Raw genomic sequence first — 18,157 nt, 5'->3', positions numbered from 1 at the left:
GCGAAGGCCATGGCAGCCAAGATCGTACCCGCTCCCGATTATGAGGATCGCGTCAGGACTTCCTTTGCCCGCCAGAAGGCCATGGCCACCATCGGCGCGGAGCTGACGCTGGTCACGCCCGGCATCATCGAGATCGAGATGCCCTACGCCCCTTCGCTCACCCAGCAGCATGGCTTCCTGCATGCCGGCGTCATCTCGACCGCGCTGGACTCGGCCTGCGGCTATGCCGCCTTCTCGTTGATGCCGCAGAATTCCAGCGTGCTGACCATCGAATTCAAGGTCAACCTCTTGGCACCGGGGAAGGGCGAGCGCTTCCTGTTCCGCGGCTCGGTGACCAAGCCGGGCCGCACCATCATTGTTGCCGACGGCCAGGCCTATGCTTTCGCCGCCGATGGCGAGGCCAAGCTGATCGCCACCATGACCGGCACAATGATGACGGTGGTCGGCCGCGACGGCATCGAGGGGTGATCCATGGCGAGCGTTGCGCGGATAGGGGAAAAATCCGTCCTCTTCGTCATGGCGGCCGAGGCCGAATACGGTCCGCATCTCAAAAAGCTGTTCACGCCGCTGATGACCGGCGTCGGCCCGGTCGAGGCCGGTGTGCGCCTCGGCGCCGAGCTCGCCACGTTGAAGGCCGAGGATGCGCTGCCGGATCTCGTCGTATCGCTGGGCTCCGCGGGAAGCCGAACGCTCGAACAGACCGAAATCTACCAGGCCGTGTCGGTGAGCTACCGCGACATCGACGCTTCGCCGCTCGGCTTCGCGAAGGGCGCGACGCCGTTCCTCGACCTGCCGGTGACGGTGCCGCTGCCCTTCGTCATTCCCGGCATCAGGACCGCGACGCTGTCGACCGGAGGCGCCATCGTCACCGGGACCGCCTATGACGCGATCGACGCCGACATGGTCGACATGGAGACCTTCGCCTGCCTGCGCGCCTGCCAGCTGTTCGGCGTGCCGCTGATCGGCCTGCGCGGTATTTCCGACGGCGCGGCCGATCTCAGGCATGTCGGCGACTGGACCGAGTATCTGCACGTCATCGACGAGAAGCTGGCGGCGGCGATAGGTCTGCTAGAGCAGGCGATTGCGTCCGGCGCGATCGGCCTTACTTAATGCATGTCGCCCAAAAGTGCGCAGCGGTTTTGGGAGAACGACATGCATCAGATGAAACTTGAAGCTCGTCGCCTAGGCCCGTTCGACGCGACGCGCTTTAGGCGTTTTGGCAAGGACCGAACGCCGCAACGCGCCACCATTGCGCCGAATCGGTTCTTTCTTTAAAGGCTCGCCATGACGACACATCCCGACACCGTTCTCATCATCGACTTCGGCAGCCAGGTCACGCAGCTGATCGCGCGGCGCGTGCGCGAGGCCGGGGTCTACTGCGAGATCGTTCCGTTCCAGTCAGCCGCGGAGGGCTTCCGCCGCATCCGGCCGAAGGCCGTCATCCTATCGGGCAGCCCGCACTCGACCGTCGACATCGGCTCGCCCCGCGCGCCCGACGAGGTCTTTTCGTCCGGCATTCCGGTGCTCGGCATCTGCTATGGCGAGCAGACGATGTGCGCTCAGCTCGGCGGCAAGGTCGAAGCCGGCCATCACCGCGAGTTCGGCCGGGCCTTCCTGGAGATCGAGGATGACTGCGCGCTGTTCGACGGTGTCTGGGCCAGGGGCACGCGTCATCAGGTCTGGATGAGCCACGGCGACCGCGTCACCGCCATTCCGGAAGGATTCAAGATCGTCGGCACCTCCACCGGCGCGCCCTTCGCAGCGATTGCCGACGAGGCACGGAAGTTTTACGCGGTGCAGTTCCATCCCGAGGTCGTCCATACCCCGGACGGCGCGAGGCTGCTGAGCAACTTCGTCCACCATATCGCCGGCCTCAGCACGGGCTGGACCATGGCTGCCTATCGCGAGCAGGCGGTCGAGGCGATCCGCAAGCAGGTCGGCAAGGGCAAGGTGATCTGCGCGCTGTCAGGTGGCGTCGATTCCTCGGTCGCTGCGCTTCTGATCCACGAGGCGGTCGGCGACCAGTTGACCTGCATCCTCGTCGACCACGGCCTGATGCGGAAGGACGAGGCGAAAAGCGTGGTGGAGATGTTCCGCCAGCATTACAATCTGCCGCTGATCCTGGTCGACGCTTCCGACCGCTTCATTTCGGCGCTGGAAGGCGAGAGCGATCCGGAAAAGAAGCGCAAGACCATCGGCCGCCTGTTCATCGAGGTGTTCGAGGAAGAGGCCAAGAAACTCGGCGGCGCCGACTTCCTGGCGCAGGGCACGCTCTATCCCGACGTCATCGAAAGCGTCTCCTTCTCCGGCGGCCCGTCGGTGACGATCAAGTCGCATCACAATGTCGGCGGCCTGCCCGAACGCATGAACATGAAGCTGGTCGAGCCGCTGCGCGAGTTGTTCAAGGACGAGGTGAGGGCGCTGGGCCGAGAGCTCGGCCTGCCCGAAAGCTTCATCGGCCGCCATCCGTTCCCGGGTCCTGGCCTTGCCATACGCTGCCCGGGCGGCATCACCCGCGAGAAGCTGGAGATCCTGCGCGAGGCCGACGCCATCTACCTCGACGAGATCCGCAAGGCCGGCCTCTACGATGCCATCTGGCAGGCCTTCGCCGTGCTCTTGCCGGTGCAGACCGTCGGCGTAATGGGCGACGGCCGCACCTACGAATTCGTCTGCGCGCTGCGCGCTGTGACCTCGGTCGACGGCATGACGGCCGATTTCTACCACTACGACATGAACTTCCTGGGCGCCGCCGCCACCCGCATCATCAACGAGGTGAAAGGCATCAATCGCGTCGTTTACGACGTTACGTCGAAGCCCCCGGGCACCATCGAGTGGGAATGATTCAGGCCTATCCGAAGCCACGGGGCCAGAAAAACAAGGCGTGCGATCCGCAGACTGACGCGAACTGCTAGGCGGCCGCGAAGGAAAGTCGATTGCACAGCCGCCGGAGTTGCCCGGGGCGAGTCAGCGACACTCGTCTTTGCAGTCCGAGTCCCTGCGATTCTCCCCGACGTTCCTCGGCTCCGATAGCGTCGGATCCTTGGCGGCGGATGGGCCCAGTGCCGGGACGTTGTTCTGGACCGTCATGACCAATGTTCGGCGGCCGGCGCGCGCATGTCGGTGGGCGGGCCACTGAACGCAGCAAGGGCGAAGCAGTCGTGGCGCTCGAGGAGAAATTCACGCTCTATCGCCAACACGCTGACGGCTGGTCTGCGCTGCCGAAGCGAAGGGCATGTGAAATCGGGCAGGGCGATGTTGGAACCATTGCCATTTGCCACAGAAGCCGGGCTAGGCCGCGCGTGAGCCTTCGGAGGTAGTGGGGTGCAGAAAACGCGTCAGGGGGGCCTATTTCGTTCACCTGTCGCGCGCCTGTCGAGCGGCGGCACTCGACAAAAGCCGCCGGTGAACAACTCCTGGGACCTTCGCCCCTTGTCGAAGTTCGGTCGCTGGGCGGCGCTGTTGCGTCGGGATGGCATATCGGCCCCATTGGAAAAGGCTGACTGATCAGAGGAGACCCGACAAAAGAGCCCGTCCCCTACCGTTGAAACGATGTCGGGGACGGATGCAGTATTGCCTACGCGAGGACCGCCTCAGCTAAAGAAGCCGCTGAATGGGTGACCGGCCGCCACGTACAGGACCGGCGAGTCGAGACCCAATGGGTTCGCGTCACCGACGACACCAATCGAGCGGTCTACAAATTTGCTCCAGATAGGAAAAGCCCGCCGCCGAGAGGGACCGGGCCCCTCACTTCTTAGCCGCCCGCGGCGCAAAGATTTCAATTCCCGACATCTCTCGCCGTGCGACTACGGGGCCGGCAGAAGGCAAACGGCGATGTAAAAACACGCAATAGAAAATTGCGATGAAAATAGAGGCAGAAGCCCAAAATTTGACAACGCGTTGAAGCGGAAGCGGCCGTTGAAAACTTGAGTTGAAATTATAACCAACTGTAACTGATCGATTTTTTGCCCGGCACTTTGGACTGTCAGGTTTGGCACGTCGCTTGCACCGCAATGTTGCAATGCAAAACAACCAGCTTGGGAGTGTGCAATATGAGGGGAAGTTTCTCGACAATAACAAAAATGTTCTCGGCTGGCGTTCTCGCGGCCAGCCTGCTGACGGCGCCCGCCAGGGCGGCCGACGACACGATCAAGGTCGGCATCCTGCATTCGCTGTCGGGGACCATGGCGATCTCGGAGACGACGCTGAAGGACGTCATGCTGATGCTGATCGAAGAGCAGAACGCCAAGGGCGGCCTGCTCGGCAAGAAGCTCGAGGCCGTGGTGGTCGATCCGGCGTCCAACTGGCCGCTGTTTGCCGAAAAGGCGCGCGAGCTGATCTCCAAGGACAAGGTCGCGGCGGTGTTCGGCTGCTGGACTTCGGTCTCGCGCAAATCGGTGCTGCCGGTGTTCTCGGAGCTCGACAACATCCTGTTCTATCCGGTCCAGTATGAGGGCGAGGAGAGCGAGCGCAACGTCTTCTACACCGGTGCTGCCCCGAACCAGCAGGCCATTCCGGCCGTCGACTACCTGATGAGCGCCGATGGCGGCTCGGTGAAGCGCTGGGTGCTCGAAGGCACCGACTATGTCTATCCGCGCACGACCAACAAGATCCTCGAAGCCTACCTCAAGTCGAAGGGCGTGCCGGCCGAGGATATCATGGTCAACTACACGCCGTTCGGCTTCTCCGACTGGCAGACCGAGGTCTCGGCGATCAAGAAGTTCGGCTCGGCCGGCAAGAAGACCGCCGTCGTGTCGACGGTCAACGGCGACGCCAATGTGCCGTTCTACAAGGAGCTCGGCAACCAGGGCATCAAGGCCGAGGATATCCCTGTCATGGCCTTCTCGGTCGGCGAGGAGGAACTGGCCGGTCTCGACACCGCGCCGCTGGTCGGCCATCTCGCCGCCTGGAACTATTTCGAGAGCGTCGACACGCCCGAGAACAAGAAGTTCATCGACGACTGGCATAAGTTCATCAAGAACGACAAGCGCACCACCAACGATCCGATGGAAGCCCACTATATCGGCTTCAACATGTGGGTGAAGGCGGTCGAGAAAGCCGGCACAACCGATCCTGACAAGGTCATCGACGCCATGGTGGGCGTCTCGGTGCCGAACCTCACCGGCGGCTATTCGACGATGATGCCCAATCACCACATCACCAAGCCGGTGCTGATCGGCGAGATCCAGGCCGACGGCCAGTTCGAAACCGTCTCGCAGACCCCGGGTCTGGTGATGGGCGACGAGTGGTCCGACTATCTGCCCGATTCCAAGAACCTGATCTCCGATTGGCGCGCGCCCCTGTCGTGCGGCAACTTCAATGTCGCCACCGGCAAGTGCGGCGGCAAGGGCACCAACTGACCCTCCCAGGGGGTGGGCCGGGTCGCGGCGTGGTTCCGCGACCCGGCGACCGCAGCCCGGGCGGGCCTCGGCCCGTCCGGGCGAAAACCTCGAACCTTGAGAACCGCTGGAAGATGATGATCCTGTTGCGCGCGATTTGGCTGACGCTGCTGCTGACGATGGCAAGCCTGCTGCCGTCGAGCGCGGCCGAAGCCGATCTTCGCCCGATCATTGCCAAGTTCGCGGCAGCCTCCAATTTCTCTGGCACCGAGGCCGTCGTCCGCGAGCTTGCGGCGAGCGGCGATCCTTTGGTCGAACGTCCGCTTTCTGCGCTCGCCGACGGCAACCTCTACATCCGAAAGGCGGATTCCCAGGTCTTCGTCGGCAAGGAAGGGGGCGACGGCATCGAACTGCTCGATCCGCTGAGCGGCGAGAAAGCAGCCGACGCCGCCAAGGCCGATCTCACCAAGATCAAGGTCAACAACGGTCTTCGCCGCGCCATACGCGACGCGCTGGGGACGCTGACGCTGCGCGCCAAGGACGCGAGCGTGCGCCTTGCCGCCGCCGCGACCATGTTCAAGACGCCCGACGCGGCGAATATCGAACCGCTCGATGCCGCGATCGCTGCTGAGACCGACCCAGCCGTCAAGACGATGTTCGTGCAGGCGCGCGCGGCGTCGGTTCTGGTTTCCGACAAGCCGGAAGCCGACAAGCTCGCCGCCATCTCGGCCATCGCGGCGCGCGGCGACCGCGATGCGCTTTCCCTGCTGACCTCCGTTGAGGCTGGCGCGCAGGGAGCGGTCAAGAACTTGGCAACCGCCGCGATCGGCCATATCAATTCGACGCTGGCGCTGTGGGATGCCGGCCAGAACATCTGGTACGGCATTTCGCTCGGTTCGGTGCTGCTGCTGGCGGCGATCGGGCTTGCCATAACCTTCGGCGTCATGAGCGTCATCAACATGGCGCATGGCGAGATGGTGATGCTCGGCGCCTACACCACCTTCGTCGTCCAGCAGGTGATCCGCACGTCGTTTCCGAGCCTCTTCGACTGGTCGCTGGTCATCGCGCTGCCGCTCGCCTTCCTGGTCTCGGCGCTGGTCGGCCTCGTCATCGAGCGCGGCGTCATCCGCTTCCTCTACGGCCGGCCGCTGGAGACGCTTCTTGCCACATGGGGCGTCTCGCTGATCCTGCAGCAGGCGGTGCGCACCGTCTTCGGCCCGACGAACCAGGAGGTCGGCAATCCGTCCTGGATGTCGGGATCGTTCGACATCGGTCAATTGGCCATCACCTGGAACCGGCTGTGGATACTGGTGTTCGCGCTGCTGGTGTTCGGTGTGCTGCTCTACGTCATGAAGCGAACGCCCTGGGGCCTGCAGATGCGTGCCGTCACCGCCAATCGGCGCATGGCCGCATCCATGGGCATCAGGACGCCTTGGGTCGACGCGCTGACTTTCGCGCTCGGCTCCGGTATCGCCGGGATCGCCGGCGTGGCGCTCAGCCAGATCGACAACGTCTCGCCCAATCTCGGCCGCGGCTACATTATCGACAGTTTCATGGTCGTGGTCTTCGGTGGCGTCGGCAATCTCTGGGGCACGCTGGTCGGCGCCTTCTCGCTCGGCATCGTCAACAAGTTCCTCGAGCCGTCCGCCGGCGCGGTGCTTGGCAAGATCGTCGTGCTGGTACTGATCATCCTGTTCATCCAGAAGCGGCCGCGCGGCCTGTTCGCGCTGAAGGGCAGGGCGGTGGAAGCATGATCACGCAGCGCTTCTTCGGCACCGACCGGCGCATCGCGATCGCCATCCTCGTCCTGCTGGCGGCGGCCGTCATCGTGCCGCTGCTAAACCTCGCGGTGTCGCCTCAAAGCGCCTTCTACATTCCGCCTTACATCGTCACTTTGGTCGGGAAATATCTCTGCTACGCGCTGCTGGCGCTCGCGCTCGATCTGGTCTGGGGCTATTGCGGCATCCTTTCGCTCGGCCACGGCGCCTTCTTCGGGCTCGGCGGCTATGCGATGGGCATGTATCTGATGCGTCAGATCGGCTCGCGCGGCGTCTATGGCAATCCCATCCTGCCGGACTTCATGGTGTTCCTGAACTACAAGGAACTGCCCTGGTTCTGGCACGGCTTCGACCATTTCTGGTTCGCCGTGCTGATGGTGCTGGCCGTGCCGGGCCTACTTGCCTTCGTATTCGGCTGGTTCGCCTTCCGCAGCCGCGTCACCGGGGTCTATCTGTCGATCATCACCCAGGCGATGACCTATGCGCTGCTGCTTGCCTTCTTCCGCAACGACATGGGTTTCGGAGGCAATAACGGCCTGACCGATTTCAAGGACATCCTCGGCTTCAACATCCAGGCCGACGCGACGCGCGCGGCGCTGTTTTCAGCAAGCGCCGTGACGCTGGCGTTCGCCGTCTTTGTCACCGCGGCGATCGTGCGCTCCAAATACGGCAAGCTGCTGATGGCGGTGCGCGACGCCGAAAGCCGCACCCGCTTCCTCGGCTGGCGGGCCGAGAATGTAAAACTCTTCGCCTTCAGCGTCTCGGCCGTCATGGCCGGCATCGCCGGCGCGCTCTACGTGCCGCAGGTCGGCATCATTAATCCCGGCGAGTTCGAGCCCGCCAATTCGATCGAAGTGGTGATCTGGACCGCCGTCGGCGGGCGCGGCACCATCGTCGGCCCGATTATCGGCGCGCTCCTGGTCAATGCCGGCAAATCCTGGTTCACCGGCGTGCTGCCTGAATTCTGGCTATTCGCGCTTGGCGGGTTGTTCGTCGCCGTAACGCTGTTCCTGCCCAAGGGCGTGGTCGGCATGTGGGATAGCTGGCGCGGCAAGGCCAGGGCGCTGCGCGCGGCCTCGCTCGCCGCGAAAGCCGGCATCGATCCGCCGGAAGCGCAGCCGAAGATCCAGCGCTCGGCGGCGAGAACGCCGGGCGCGTGGTCGGCCAACGGCCCCGAACCGCAGCCGGCGGAGTAAGCGACCATGAGCAAGTCGAACACCATCCTCTATCTCGACGGCGTCTCGGTCTCCTTCGACGGCTTTCGCGCCATCAACAACCTGTCGCTGGTGCTCGACAAGGGCGAGATGCGCGCCATCATCGGACCCAACGGCGCCGGCAAGACGACGATGATGGATATTGTCACCGGCAAGACGCGGCCGGACGAGGGCGAGGTATTCTTCGACGGTCAGGTCGATCTCACCCGGCATGACGAAGCCGAGATCGCCATGATGGGCATCGGCCGCAAGTTCCAGAAGCCGACCGTCTTCGAGAGCCACAGCGTCGAGGACAATCTGATGCTGGCGCTGAAGGGGCCGCGCTCGATCTTCCCGGCGTTGTTCCATCGCCGCTCGGCGGCCGAGACGCGGCGCATCGACGACATACTCGGCATCATCCGCCTCGGCGACAAGCGCGACGAGATCGCCGCCAATTTGAGCCACGGCCAGAAGCAGTGGCTGGAGATCGGCATGCTGCTCGCGCAGGATCCGAAGCTGCTTCTCGTCGACGAACCGGTCGCGGGCATGACCGACGCCGAGACCGAGGAGACCGCGCGCCTGCTCAAGGACATCGCTCGCGACCATTCGGTGGTCGTCGTCGAGCACGACATGCACTTTGTGCGCGAGCTCGGCGTCAAGGTCACCTGCCTGCATGAGGGCTCGGTGCTGTCCGAAGGCACGCTCGATTTCGTTTCGGCCGACGAGCGCGTCGTTGAAGTCTATCTGGGGCGGTGAGCATGGTCTGGCGGGTTCCGTTCCACCGGTTCGATGTTGCGTTCCTGAAGCGCTGGAGAAGGGCCTGACCATGCTCGAAGTCTCCAATGCCACGCTGCATTACGGCGCCGCCCAGGCGCTGCGCGGCGTCTCTCTGAAAGCCGGCGCCGGCAAGATCACCTGCGTGCTCGGCCGCAATGGCGTCGGCAAGACCAGCTTGATGAGATCGATCGTCGGCCATCACCGGCTGACGAGCGGAAGTGTTGCCTTCGAGGGGAAGGCGCTCGACCGGAGCGCGGCGTATGACCGCGCCCGGTCGGGCATCGCATTCGTGCCGCAGGGCAGGGAGATCTTTCCGCTGCTGACGGTGCGTGAGAATCTGGAATCGGGCTTCGCGCCGCTGAGGCGCGCCGACCGCAACGTCCCGGCCCATGTATTCGAGCTGTTTCCGGTGCTGAAGCAGATGCTGGGGCGCCGCGGCGGCGATCTCTCCGGCGGCCAGCAGCAGCAACTCGCCATCGGCAGGGCGCTGGTCATGCGGCCCAAGCTGCTCGTGCTCGACGAGCCGACCGAGGGCATCCAGCCCTCGATCATCAAGGACATCGGCCGTGCCATCCGCTACCTGCGCGACCAGGCCGGCATTGCGGTGCTTTTGGTCGAGCAATATCTCGATTTCTGCCGCGAGCTTGCCGACGAGGTCAACATCATGGACCGCGGCCGGATCGTGCATACCGGCCCTGCCGAGGATCTGGACAGGCCCGATGTACGCAAGCTCCTTACTGTCTAGGTTCAGTCGTCATCCTTTGGCCGAAGCGCCGCAAACAATGTCGTTTCGATGGAAAGTCCGTAGAAGCGCGCCATGTTCTGCGCGGCATCCTGCGTTCCGACATTAAGCCGATAGGGCTGAGCAAAGCATGAAATAAGAATCGCCGATCGGGGAATGCTCGTACAACGACACTTATAAATCGCTTGTCGCGCAGCGCCCACGCGCTCCAATCCGCGGCCGCCGTTTGCTGGGGGCGAACTTCAGTCTCAGCCATCCGAAAGCGACCTTCTGCTCACCCAACACGCCGTCATTCGAACAGATGGAAGCTCCCTTCTTGCGCGTCAAAGGACGCCTGGCGTCCAGGTGATCGACTCGCCTCGTCAGGCTCCGTGATTGAAGCGATCTATCTTAAAATCGTCGAGGGGCGTTTCGCAGTCACCAGTCGTGATAAGCTCGGCCATGGCGTCGCCGACACCCGGACCGAGCTGGAAGCCGTGCCCGCTGAAGCCGAAAGCGTGGAACAGGCCCGGCGTCGTCGCCGAGCGCCCCATGACCGGCAGCATGTCGCGGACATAGCCTTCGCAGCCCGACCAGGTGCGGATGACCGCGACTTGGGCGATCGCCGGCAACAGCCGCGCGACGGCTCGCAATTGCGCCGGCAGGCGCATGGGGTCGGCGGTCGCATGGCCCGGATCGAGGTCGACCGGCACCCTTTCGGCCGCGCCGCCGAAGACGATGTTGCCGCGCTCGACCTGACGCAGATAGGCGCCATAGTCCTTGTCGCGCGTCCAGATGCCGACCACTGGCAGGATCCGGTGTGGCAGTGGCTCGGTCACGCCCATTTGCGGGCCGCGGGCATCGAGCGGCACCTCTTCGCCGAACAGCGCAGCGACGCGCGCGCCCCAGGCGCCGGCGGTGTTGAGCAGGCCTTCTGCGGCCAATGCGCCTTTTGAACTGGCGACAAGGAAACCGGAGTCGGTCCGCTCGATCTTTTCGACCCGAGCTTCGTCGATGATTTTCGCGCCCAGCTTGCGGGCGGCCTCGGCGAAGGCCGGCGCGATCAGCCGCGGATTGCCGCTGCCGTCATGCGGAGAGAACGACGCCGCGATCGCGTCCGGACCGAGGCCGGGAAAACGCGCGCGGATCTCGCGCGGGCTGAGCTCCTCCAGCTCGAGTCCCCAGGGACGCGCACCCTCGGCATAGCTGCGCATGTCGGCGAGACTGCCTTCATCGAAGATCAGCCGGACGTGACCGGTGGCGCGGAATTCCACATCGCGCCCCAGCATTTTTTCCGCCTCGCCCCACAGCCGGAGCGAGCGGTGCGCCAGCGGAAGCTGCGACAGATGACGCCCCGTGCGCCGGATGTTGCCGAAGGAGGCGACGGTTGCTCCACTGCCGATCCGGTTGCGCTCAATCAGCGTCACGCGGGCGCCGCGCCTGGCCAGGAAATAGGCGGAAGCCGTCCCCATCAGGCCGCCGCCCAGCACGATCACATCCATTGTCGTTCCCTAGCCAAGAGGGCTGATCCTGATCCATCTTGTCGGCGCCGCGGCAATGCGTCAAAGATGGCTTTGGATAAAAGCCATAAGTTCTACCTATGGAGTAGGAATGCGGGCCCGGCAGCTCGAAGTGTTCATCGCCGTCATGCGCGCGGGCACCGTGACCGCCGCGGCGCGAATGCTGAACATCTCCCAGCCCGCGCTCAGCCAGATACTGCTCCACACTGAGGACGAGCTCGGCTTCACGCTGTTCGAGCGGGTCAAGGGCAGGCTGCGGCCGACCCCTGAGGCGCTCGAGATCTTTCCCGATGCCGAGAGGCTGTCGGCGGGGCTCGACGGCCTGCGCCGCAAGACCACCGATCTGCGTCTCGGTCGGACCGGACTGGTGCGGGTCGCCGCCTCGCCGCCGCCGGCCATGGCGATATTGCCGCGCGCCTTCACCGCATTTCGGGCGCAGCATCCCGACATGCTGCTGCGTTCCCATAGCGCGCCGATCGCCGCGATTGTAGACATGCTGCGCGCCGGCGATGCCAGCCTCGGCGTGGCCATGGATGACCGCCTGCCTCCCGATATCGAGGCCGAGGTGATCGGCAGCGTCGGCTTCGCCTGCCTGCTGCCGCGCGGACACGCGCTGCAGAAGAAGCCCGAGCTGACGCTCGCCGATCTCGTCGGGCAGCAACTGATATCCTATCGCGGCAACACGCGTCCCGCCGACGAGCTGGCCCACGCAGCCCGCGCGCAAGGCGTGGCCCTTTCACCGTCGCTGGAGATCGACGTTTCGATTTCTGCCGTCGGCTTCGTCCAGGCTGGTCTGGGCGTGGCTCTCGTCGACGCGCTGCTGCCGTGGCACCAGTTTTCCGGCCTCGCCGTCAGGCCGCTGGCGGGCGGCCCGGAATTCCCGATCGCGCTGCTCACGTCCCGCGCACGAGCCCTTTCGAGGGCCGACGAAACGATGCGCGATGACATCCGCACGGCCTGCTCCGCCGTTGTCGGCGAGCATAGCGTCAAGGTATAAGTACGACTTATATTCTTGCCCATCATCCATCTTGGACCGTGACTGTCCGCTCGTGCGAGTTTCCGAGCAGACGGAAAGGGACGCATCATGGATGGAGCCATTGCGGCGGATGAGGCACGCAAGGAGGCCGACTGGAAGGTCGGCGTCGATATCGGCGGGACATTCATCGATTTCTGCGCGCTCGAAGCAAAATCCGGACGCGTCGCTTCGCTGAAGGTGCTGACGACGCCGGAAGATCCGGGCGCCGAGCTGATGACGGGGCTCACCTTGCTGGCCGAACGCGAGGGCTTCGACCCGACCCATATGACGCGCTTCGTGCATGGCACGACCGTCGGTATCAACACGATCATCCAGCGCAAGGGCGCGCCGCTGGCGCTGTTCACCAATGCCGGCTTCGAGGACGTGATCGAGCTCGCGCGGCTTCGCATGCCGGACATGTATTCGCTGTTCTGCGCGCGGCCGGATCCGCTGATCTCGCGCGACATGGTGTTCGGCATTCCGGCCCGCATGCGCGCCGATGGCAATGAAACCCAGGCGCCCGACACGGCGGCTGTGGAGAGCGCGGTCGCGGCCGCGAAAGCGAACGGGGCGCAGGGGATCGTCGTGTCTTTCCTGCATTCCTGGCGCAACGCCGCGCAGGAAACCTCGGTAAAGGCGGCGATCGCGCGCCTGGCGCCCGACCTCTTCGTCTTCACCTCCGCCGAGGTGTGGCCGGTCATCCGCGAATACGAGCGCAGCTCGACCGCCATTCTCAATGGCTATGTCCATCCGCGCGTCTCCGGCTATCTGACCGCGCTGGAAGAGCGGCTGAAGCATCGCGGCGTGCCGGCCCGGCCGATGCTGACGAAGTCGAACGGCGGGCTGATGAACGCCGCCGAAGGCAAGCGCGCCTGCGTGAACATGCTGCTGTCGGGAACGGCCTCGGGCGTCATCGGCGCCTCGTGGCTGGCGCGTCAGGCCGGCGAGGATAAGGTTCTCACCCTCGACATCGGCGGAACCTCGGCCGATTTCGCGCTCATCATAAACGGCGAGCCGCAGTTCGGCACCGGCGAGCTGATCGGCGAATTTCCGCTCCATATCCCTTCCGTGTCGGTGAGCTCGATCGGTGTCGGCGGCGGCTCGATCGCCAGCGTCGACGCGCAAGGAGTGCTGCGGGTCGGGCCGGAATCGGCCGGTTCGACGCCGGGACCTGCATGCTACGGCCGTGGCGGCGAGCGGGCGACGGTAACCGACGCCATGGTGGTGTGCGGATGGCTCGGCCATAGCGAGATGGCCTATGGCCAGCTCAGCATCGAGACCCAACTGGCGCATCGCGCGGTCGGCGAACTTGCGATGCGGCTCGGCCGCCCGGTCGAGCAGACCGCGCAGGCGATCCTCGACATCGCGGTGTCGGAAATGTTCGTCGAGGTTGAGAAGCTCGCCTCGCGCGCCGGCGTCGATCTGCGCGATTTCACCCTGATGCCATTCGGCGGCGGCGGCCCGATGCTCGGCGCCTTCCTGGCCCGCGAGCTCGGCATCAAGCGCGTCATGGCGCCCCGCCGCCCCGGCGTGGTATCGGCGCTGGGTGGGCTGGTGGCTGATCTGCGCGGGGACTTCATCCGCACCATCTTCAGCCCGCTATCCGGCGCGTCGCTTCCCGGAATCCGCGAGGCCTTCGAGGCGCTGGCGCAGGAGGGCCGCGACTGGCTTGCGGCGCAGGGGCACGATGCGGCCGCGCAACTCACACTCTCCTGCGACATGCGCTACTTCGGCCAGAGCTATGAGATCGAGGTCGTCCTTTCGCCCCAATGGCTGGCGGACGGCGATGCGGCCGCGATCGAGCAGGCATTCCACCGTACCCATGAGCAGCTCTACGACTTCCACGATCCGGACGGCGCGATCGAGCTCGTGAATGTTCGGCTGTCCGCGATAGGCGCAGGTCCGGCGCTCTCCTTCCCCGAGACCGAGGAGATCAACGTCCCGACCCATCCGGCGCGCCGGGTGCCGGTCTACACCGGTCTGACCGTCGAGACCATCGACCTCCATGACCGCCAGACCCTGGTGCCGGGCAGCGCGTTTCACGGGCCTGCGGTGGTGGTCCAGGAAGATACCACCTTCGCTCTCCCCGCCGGAACGCAGGCGCGGGTCGATCGCCACCTCAATCTCGTTCTGACTTTCGCGGAGTGACGCCTTGTTCGACCGCACAAATCTTCAGGTTCTGGCTAACCATGCCCGCGCGGCGGCCGAGAACATGGCCCACACGCTGCACCGCACCGCGCACTCCGCCTTCGTCAAGGAGACGCAGGATTTTACGGTGATGCTGATGGATCGCTCGGGAGCGACCTTCGCCGTCCCGATGGAACTCGGCGCCACCTGGTATCCGGGGCTTTCTTATCACCGTGCGATCGCCATGGTGAACGACTACCGGCCGGGAGACGTCGCCTTCACCAACGATCCCTATTCCGGCCACGTCGCCACGCACGCGCCCGATACGCATTTGTGGAAGCCGGTCTTCGTCGACGGCGAGATCGTCGCCTGGACGGGAGGGCACATCCACAACACCGACATGGGCGGGGCTGTGCCGGCTTCGCTCAGCCGCGCGCTCACCGAAATCCATCAGGAAGGCGTCCGCTTTCCGCCGATGAAGCTGGTGAGGGAAGGCGTCTTCGACGAGACGATCCTCAGGATCATGAGCACCAATGTGCGCAAGCCGGACCTCAACATCGGCGACATCAAGGCGCTGGTCGGCGCGCTCAACACCGGCGAGCGCAAGATCCAGGCGATGGTGAAAAAGTTCGGCAAGGCCGGCTTCGTCGAAGGCGTTGCAGCTCTTCTCGACCATGCCGAGGCGCAGGCGCGGGCCGTGCTGCGCGCCATGCCCGACGGCACCTGGCAATTCGCCGACTATGCCGATGAGGATTCGGTCGAGGCCAATCCCTGCCGGCTGAAGCTGACGCTGACGATCAAAGGCGATGAGGCCGTGCTCGACTTCACCGGCTCCGATCCGCAGCTCGGCTCCTCACTCAACGTGCCTTCGGGCGGCGACCCGCGCCACACGATGCTGCTGGTCGGGGTGTATTACGTGCTCTACACGCTCAACCCGAAAATCCTGCTCAACACCGGCCTCACCCGGCCGTTCACCTGCATCACCCCGCAAGGTTCGGTGCTGAACCCCGTCCATCCCGCCGCCGTCGGCATGCGCTCGCTCACCTGCGCCCGGCTGCGCTCGGTCATCTTCGGGGCCTTCTCGCAAGTGCTGCCGGAGCGCTTGCCGGCGGCGCCGGCCGGCAACAACTGCATCGTCAACGTCATGACCATCGATGAGCGCACCAGCCGGAGCGTCATCGCGGCGGTCAACCCCGTCGTGGGCGGCGGCGGCGCGATGCCGCGTCGCGATGGCACCAATGGATCGGGCGCCGATGCCGCCTATCTCAAGAACACGCCGATCGAGATCACCGAGACCGAGACGCCGGTCGAATTCGTGAAATATGGGCTCGCCCAGGACAGCGGCGGTGCGGGCCGCTGGCGCGGCGGGCTGGCGACCGAGATGGCTTTTCGTGTCTTTGCCCCCGACTCCCGGATTACGGCGCGCAATCGCGACCGCAGCTTCTTCCGTCCCTGGGGCGTGCTGGGCGGCAAGGCGGCCGGCTTGTCGGACATGGTCGTCAATCCGGGCACCGACCGCGAGCGGCGGCTGGGCAACATCGACACGGCGGTGCTGCAGCCGGGCGACGTGCTCGCGATCCGCTCCGCCGGCGGCGGCGGACGCGGCGATCCGTTTCAGCGCGAGCCCTGGCGGGTCGCTGAGGATGTGCGGCGCGGCTATCTCTCGCCGGCCGCAGCCGAAAGCGACTACGGGGTCGTTATCCGCGGCGGCGAAGTCGACGAGCACGCGACGGAGCGGCTGCGCGCGAGGCACAAGCCGGCCGCCGGCCATTTCCATTTCGGGCCGGAGCGCGACAGCTACGAAGCGCAGTGGACGCCGGCCGCCTATGACCGGCTCCACGCTCTCCTGGACGCCTTGCCGATCCACTGGCGGTTCTTCGCCAAGACGGAGATTTTTCGCCGCATGAAAGGTCGCTCCGGGCCGAAAGGCGTCCAAGCGGCCTTCGAGGTGGTCTGCGAACGCTTTCCCGAACTGCCACGTCCGGGGCCGGTACGAGAGGCGGCGGAATGATGACGGCCGGCCGCATTGTCCGGCTGGCCGAGCGCGATCGCGAGGAGGTGCAGTTCCTTCTCGACGGTGAGACGCGCAACGCGCTGGACGGCGACACCGTGCTGACCGCAATGCTGGCTACAGCACATGCGCTCCGGAGTTCTGAGTTCGATCCCGAGCCGCGCGCAGGTTTCTGTCTGATGGGAGCCTGCCAGGACTGCTGGGTGTGGCAAGAAGAGGGACCGCGCCTGCGTGCGTGCACAACTCTTGTCGTCGAAGGCATGCGGCTGCGCACGACGCCGCCGGAGAACTGGCCGTGAGCGAGCCGTCATCGCCGCGCATCGTGATCGTAGGTGCGGGCCCCGCCGGCATAAGGGCCGCGGCGACACTGGTCGAGGCCGGCCTCCATCCGGTGGTGATCGATGAAGGGCACCGCGCGGGTGGGCAGATCTATCGCCGCCCGCCTGCCGGGTTCGTCCGAACTCCGGAGCAGCTGTACGGCTTTGAGGCGGACAAGGCGCGCGCATTGCATTTGCTCTTCGACCGGATGGCCGAAGAAGGGCGGCTCACTTATTGCGCGCGCAGCTCCGTCATCGCGATGCATGAGGGGCGGCTGCAGGTGCTGGGGGAGGGCGGCGCGGAGGTCGTCTTCTACGACCGCCTGATCCTCGCCACCGGCGCTTCAGACCGCGTCGCTCCGGTCCCTGGCTGGCAGAACGCCGGCGTCTTCAGCCTTGGCGCGGCGCAGATCGCGCTCAAGGCGCAGGGCGTCGCGCTCGGACGGCGCATCGTGCTTATCGGGTCGGGCCCCTTGCTGACGCTGGTTGGCATGCAACTCCTCAAGGCCGGAGCGGATGTGGCGGCGGTGCTTGATACGTCTTCGTGGCGCCAGCAGATGCGCGGGTTCTGGGGACTTGCCGCCCGACCAATCGTGGCGTTGCGCGGGCTGGCCCTGCGGGCGCGGCTTGGTCGCCGCTACCACGCTGGCGTGACGCCTCTGCAAATCGATGCCGACGGACGGGGTGTCACCGGGATGCGCTGGCGCGACGCCGGCGGCCGGGAGCGCGTCACCCCATGCGACATGATCGGGATCGGCTGGCACCTGCGGGCGGAGACTCATCTGACTGACCTTGCGGGATGCGCCTTCACCTATGACGAGCAATGGCGGCAGTGGCTCCCGAAGACCGACCGGATGGGACGGGCCGGCAATGGCATCTACCTAGCCGGTGATGGGGCCCGTCCTCTCGGGGCGGACGGCGCGGAGATCGCCGGGCGCCTTGCCGCGGCGGAGTGCCTTGCCGATCTTGGACGCCCGGTGCCCTCCGTCGGCGCCGACCTGCGCAGGCTCGCACGGCTCGAGCGCTTTGCCCGCGGTCTGGCCCAGGCCTTTCCTTGGCCGGGCGCGATGGTGAGGTCGCTTCCCGACGATACGATCGTCTGCCGCTGCGAGAACGTCACTGCCGGGGCCGTGCGCGAGGGCACGACTCTCGGCGGCGGCGAGGCCAACAAGGTGAAATCGCTCTCGCGCGTCGGCATGGGGCGCTGCCAGGGGCGTTATTGCCAGTTGGCAGCCGCCGAACTCGTCGCAGCCCAAGCCGGCTGTAGGCCCGAGGATGTCGGCCGGTTTCGCGGGCAGGCCCCCGTCCGACCGGCCCCCATCGGCGGCTTTCTTCGGGAGAGCTGATGCAATCCGGAGGGTT

14 protein-coding genes are annotated in these 18,157 nt (G+C 65.4%); 13 read left to right on the top strand and 1 reads right to left on the bottom strand.

Translation table 11 applies throughout. The annotated features are described in order from the left end of the window. The first annotated feature begins 9 nt into the window (after window positions 1-9). From CK221_RS01285 to urtE, 8 genes are all read left to right on the top strand, one after another. Window positions 10-468 carry a PaaI family thioesterase gene (locus CK221_RS01285; RefSeq protein ID WP_066989431.1) on the top strand — a complete coding sequence of 153 codons (459 nt, stop codon included), beginning with the start codon at window positions 10-12 and terminating at the stop codon, window positions 466-468. A 3-nt stretch (window positions 469-471) separates the two neighbouring features. After that, window positions 472-1,110 carry a 5'-methylthioadenosine/S-adenosylhomocysteine nucleosidase gene (locus tag CK221_RS01280; protein ID WP_095776365.1) on the top strand — a complete coding sequence of 213 codons (639 nt, stop codon included), beginning with the start codon at window positions 472-474 and terminating at the stop codon, window positions 1,108-1,110. Between the two features lie 174 nt (window positions 1,111-1,284). Beyond that, a complete protein-coding gene (gene guaA, locus CK221_RS01275; RefSeq protein WP_095776364.1) occupies window positions 1,285-2,841 on the top strand; it encodes a glutamine-hydrolyzing GMP synthase in 1,557 nt (518 codons plus the stop codon). 1,238 nt (window positions 2,842-4,079) lie between these two features. Next, window positions 4,080-5,357 carry an urea ABC transporter substrate-binding protein gene (gene urtA, locus CK221_RS01270; protein WP_245425907.1) on the top strand — a complete coding sequence of 426 codons (1,278 nt, stop codon included), beginning with the start codon at window positions 4,080-4,082 and terminating at the stop codon, window positions 5,355-5,357. 116 nt (window positions 5,358-5,473) lie between these two features. Next, a complete protein-coding gene (gene urtB / locus CK221_RS01265; RefSeq protein WP_095776673.1) occupies window positions 5,474-7,090 on the top strand; it encodes an urea ABC transporter permease subunit UrtB in 1,617 nt (538 codons plus the stop codon). Then, on the top strand, window positions 7,087-8,310 hold the full coding sequence (urtC, locus tag CK221_RS01260; RefSeq protein WP_095776362.1) for an urea ABC transporter permease subunit UrtC: 1,224 nt from the start codon (window positions 7,087-7,089) through the stop codon (window positions 8,308-8,310). The genes urtB and urtC overlap by 4 nt, the downstream gene beginning before the upstream one ends. A 6-nt stretch (window positions 8,311-8,316) precedes the next feature. Beyond that, window positions 8,317-9,063 carry an urea ABC transporter ATP-binding protein UrtD gene (gene urtD, locus CK221_RS01255; RefSeq protein WP_095776361.1) on the top strand — a complete coding sequence of 249 codons (747 nt, stop codon included), beginning with the start codon at window positions 8,317-8,319 and terminating at the stop codon, window positions 9,061-9,063. 70 nt (window positions 9,064-9,133) lie between these two features. Next, on the top strand, window positions 9,134-9,829 hold the full coding sequence (urtE, locus tag CK221_RS01250; protein ID WP_095776360.1) for an urea ABC transporter ATP-binding subunit UrtE: 696 nt from the start codon (window positions 9,134-9,136) through the stop codon (window positions 9,827-9,829). A gap of 359 nt (window positions 9,830-10,188) precedes the next feature. Here urtE and CK221_RS01245 read toward each other — a convergent pair whose 3' ends face one another. Continuing rightward, a complete protein-coding gene (locus CK221_RS01245) occupies window positions 10,189-11,307 on the bottom strand; it encodes an FAD-binding oxidoreductase (protein WP_095776359.1) in 1,119 nt (372 codons plus the stop codon). Between the two features lie 109 nt (window positions 11,308-11,416). On the opposite strand from CK221_RS01245, the gene CK221_RS01240 reads away from it, so the two are divergent. From CK221_RS01240 to CK221_RS01220, 5 genes are all read left to right on the top strand, one after another. Beyond that, window positions 11,417-12,322: a LysR family transcriptional regulator gene (locus CK221_RS01240; protein ID WP_095776358.1), complete on the top strand. Its 906-nt coding sequence runs from the start codon at window positions 11,417-11,419 to the stop codon at window positions 12,320-12,322. 87 nt (window positions 12,323-12,409) lie between these two features. Further along, window positions 12,410-14,488 carry a hydantoinase/oxoprolinase family protein gene (locus tag CK221_RS01235; RefSeq protein ID WP_095776357.1) on the top strand — a complete coding sequence of 693 codons (2,079 nt, stop codon included), beginning with the start codon at window positions 12,410-12,412 and terminating at the stop codon, window positions 14,486-14,488. 4 nt (window positions 14,489-14,492) lie between these two features. Then, window positions 14,493-16,478, top strand: a complete 1,986-nt coding sequence (locus CK221_RS01230) for a hydantoinase B/oxoprolinase family protein (RefSeq protein WP_095776356.1) — start codon at window positions 14,493-14,495, stop codon at window positions 16,476-16,478. After that, a complete protein-coding gene (locus tag CK221_RS01225) occupies window positions 16,475-16,777 on the top strand; it encodes a (2Fe-2S)-binding protein (protein ID WP_095776355.1) in 303 nt (100 codons plus the stop codon). The genes CK221_RS01230 and CK221_RS01225 overlap by 4 nt, the downstream gene beginning before the upstream one ends. After that, entirely contained in the window at window positions 16,774-18,141 is a 1,368-nt protein-coding gene (locus tag CK221_RS01220; protein WP_095776354.1) for an FAD/NAD(P)-binding oxidoreductase, read from the top strand. Before CK221_RS01225 ends, CK221_RS01220 begins: the two co-directional genes overlap by 4 nt. Window positions 18,142-18,157: the final 16 nt, after the last annotated feature.

Origin of the sequence: Mesorhizobium sp. WSM3868 (assembly GCF_002294785.1) — a bacterium.
Lineage (GTDB): Bacteria > Pseudomonadota > Alphaproteobacteria > Rhizobiales > Rhizobiaceae > Mesorhizobium.
This window is presented reverse-complemented; position numbering and strand designations above follow the sequence as displayed.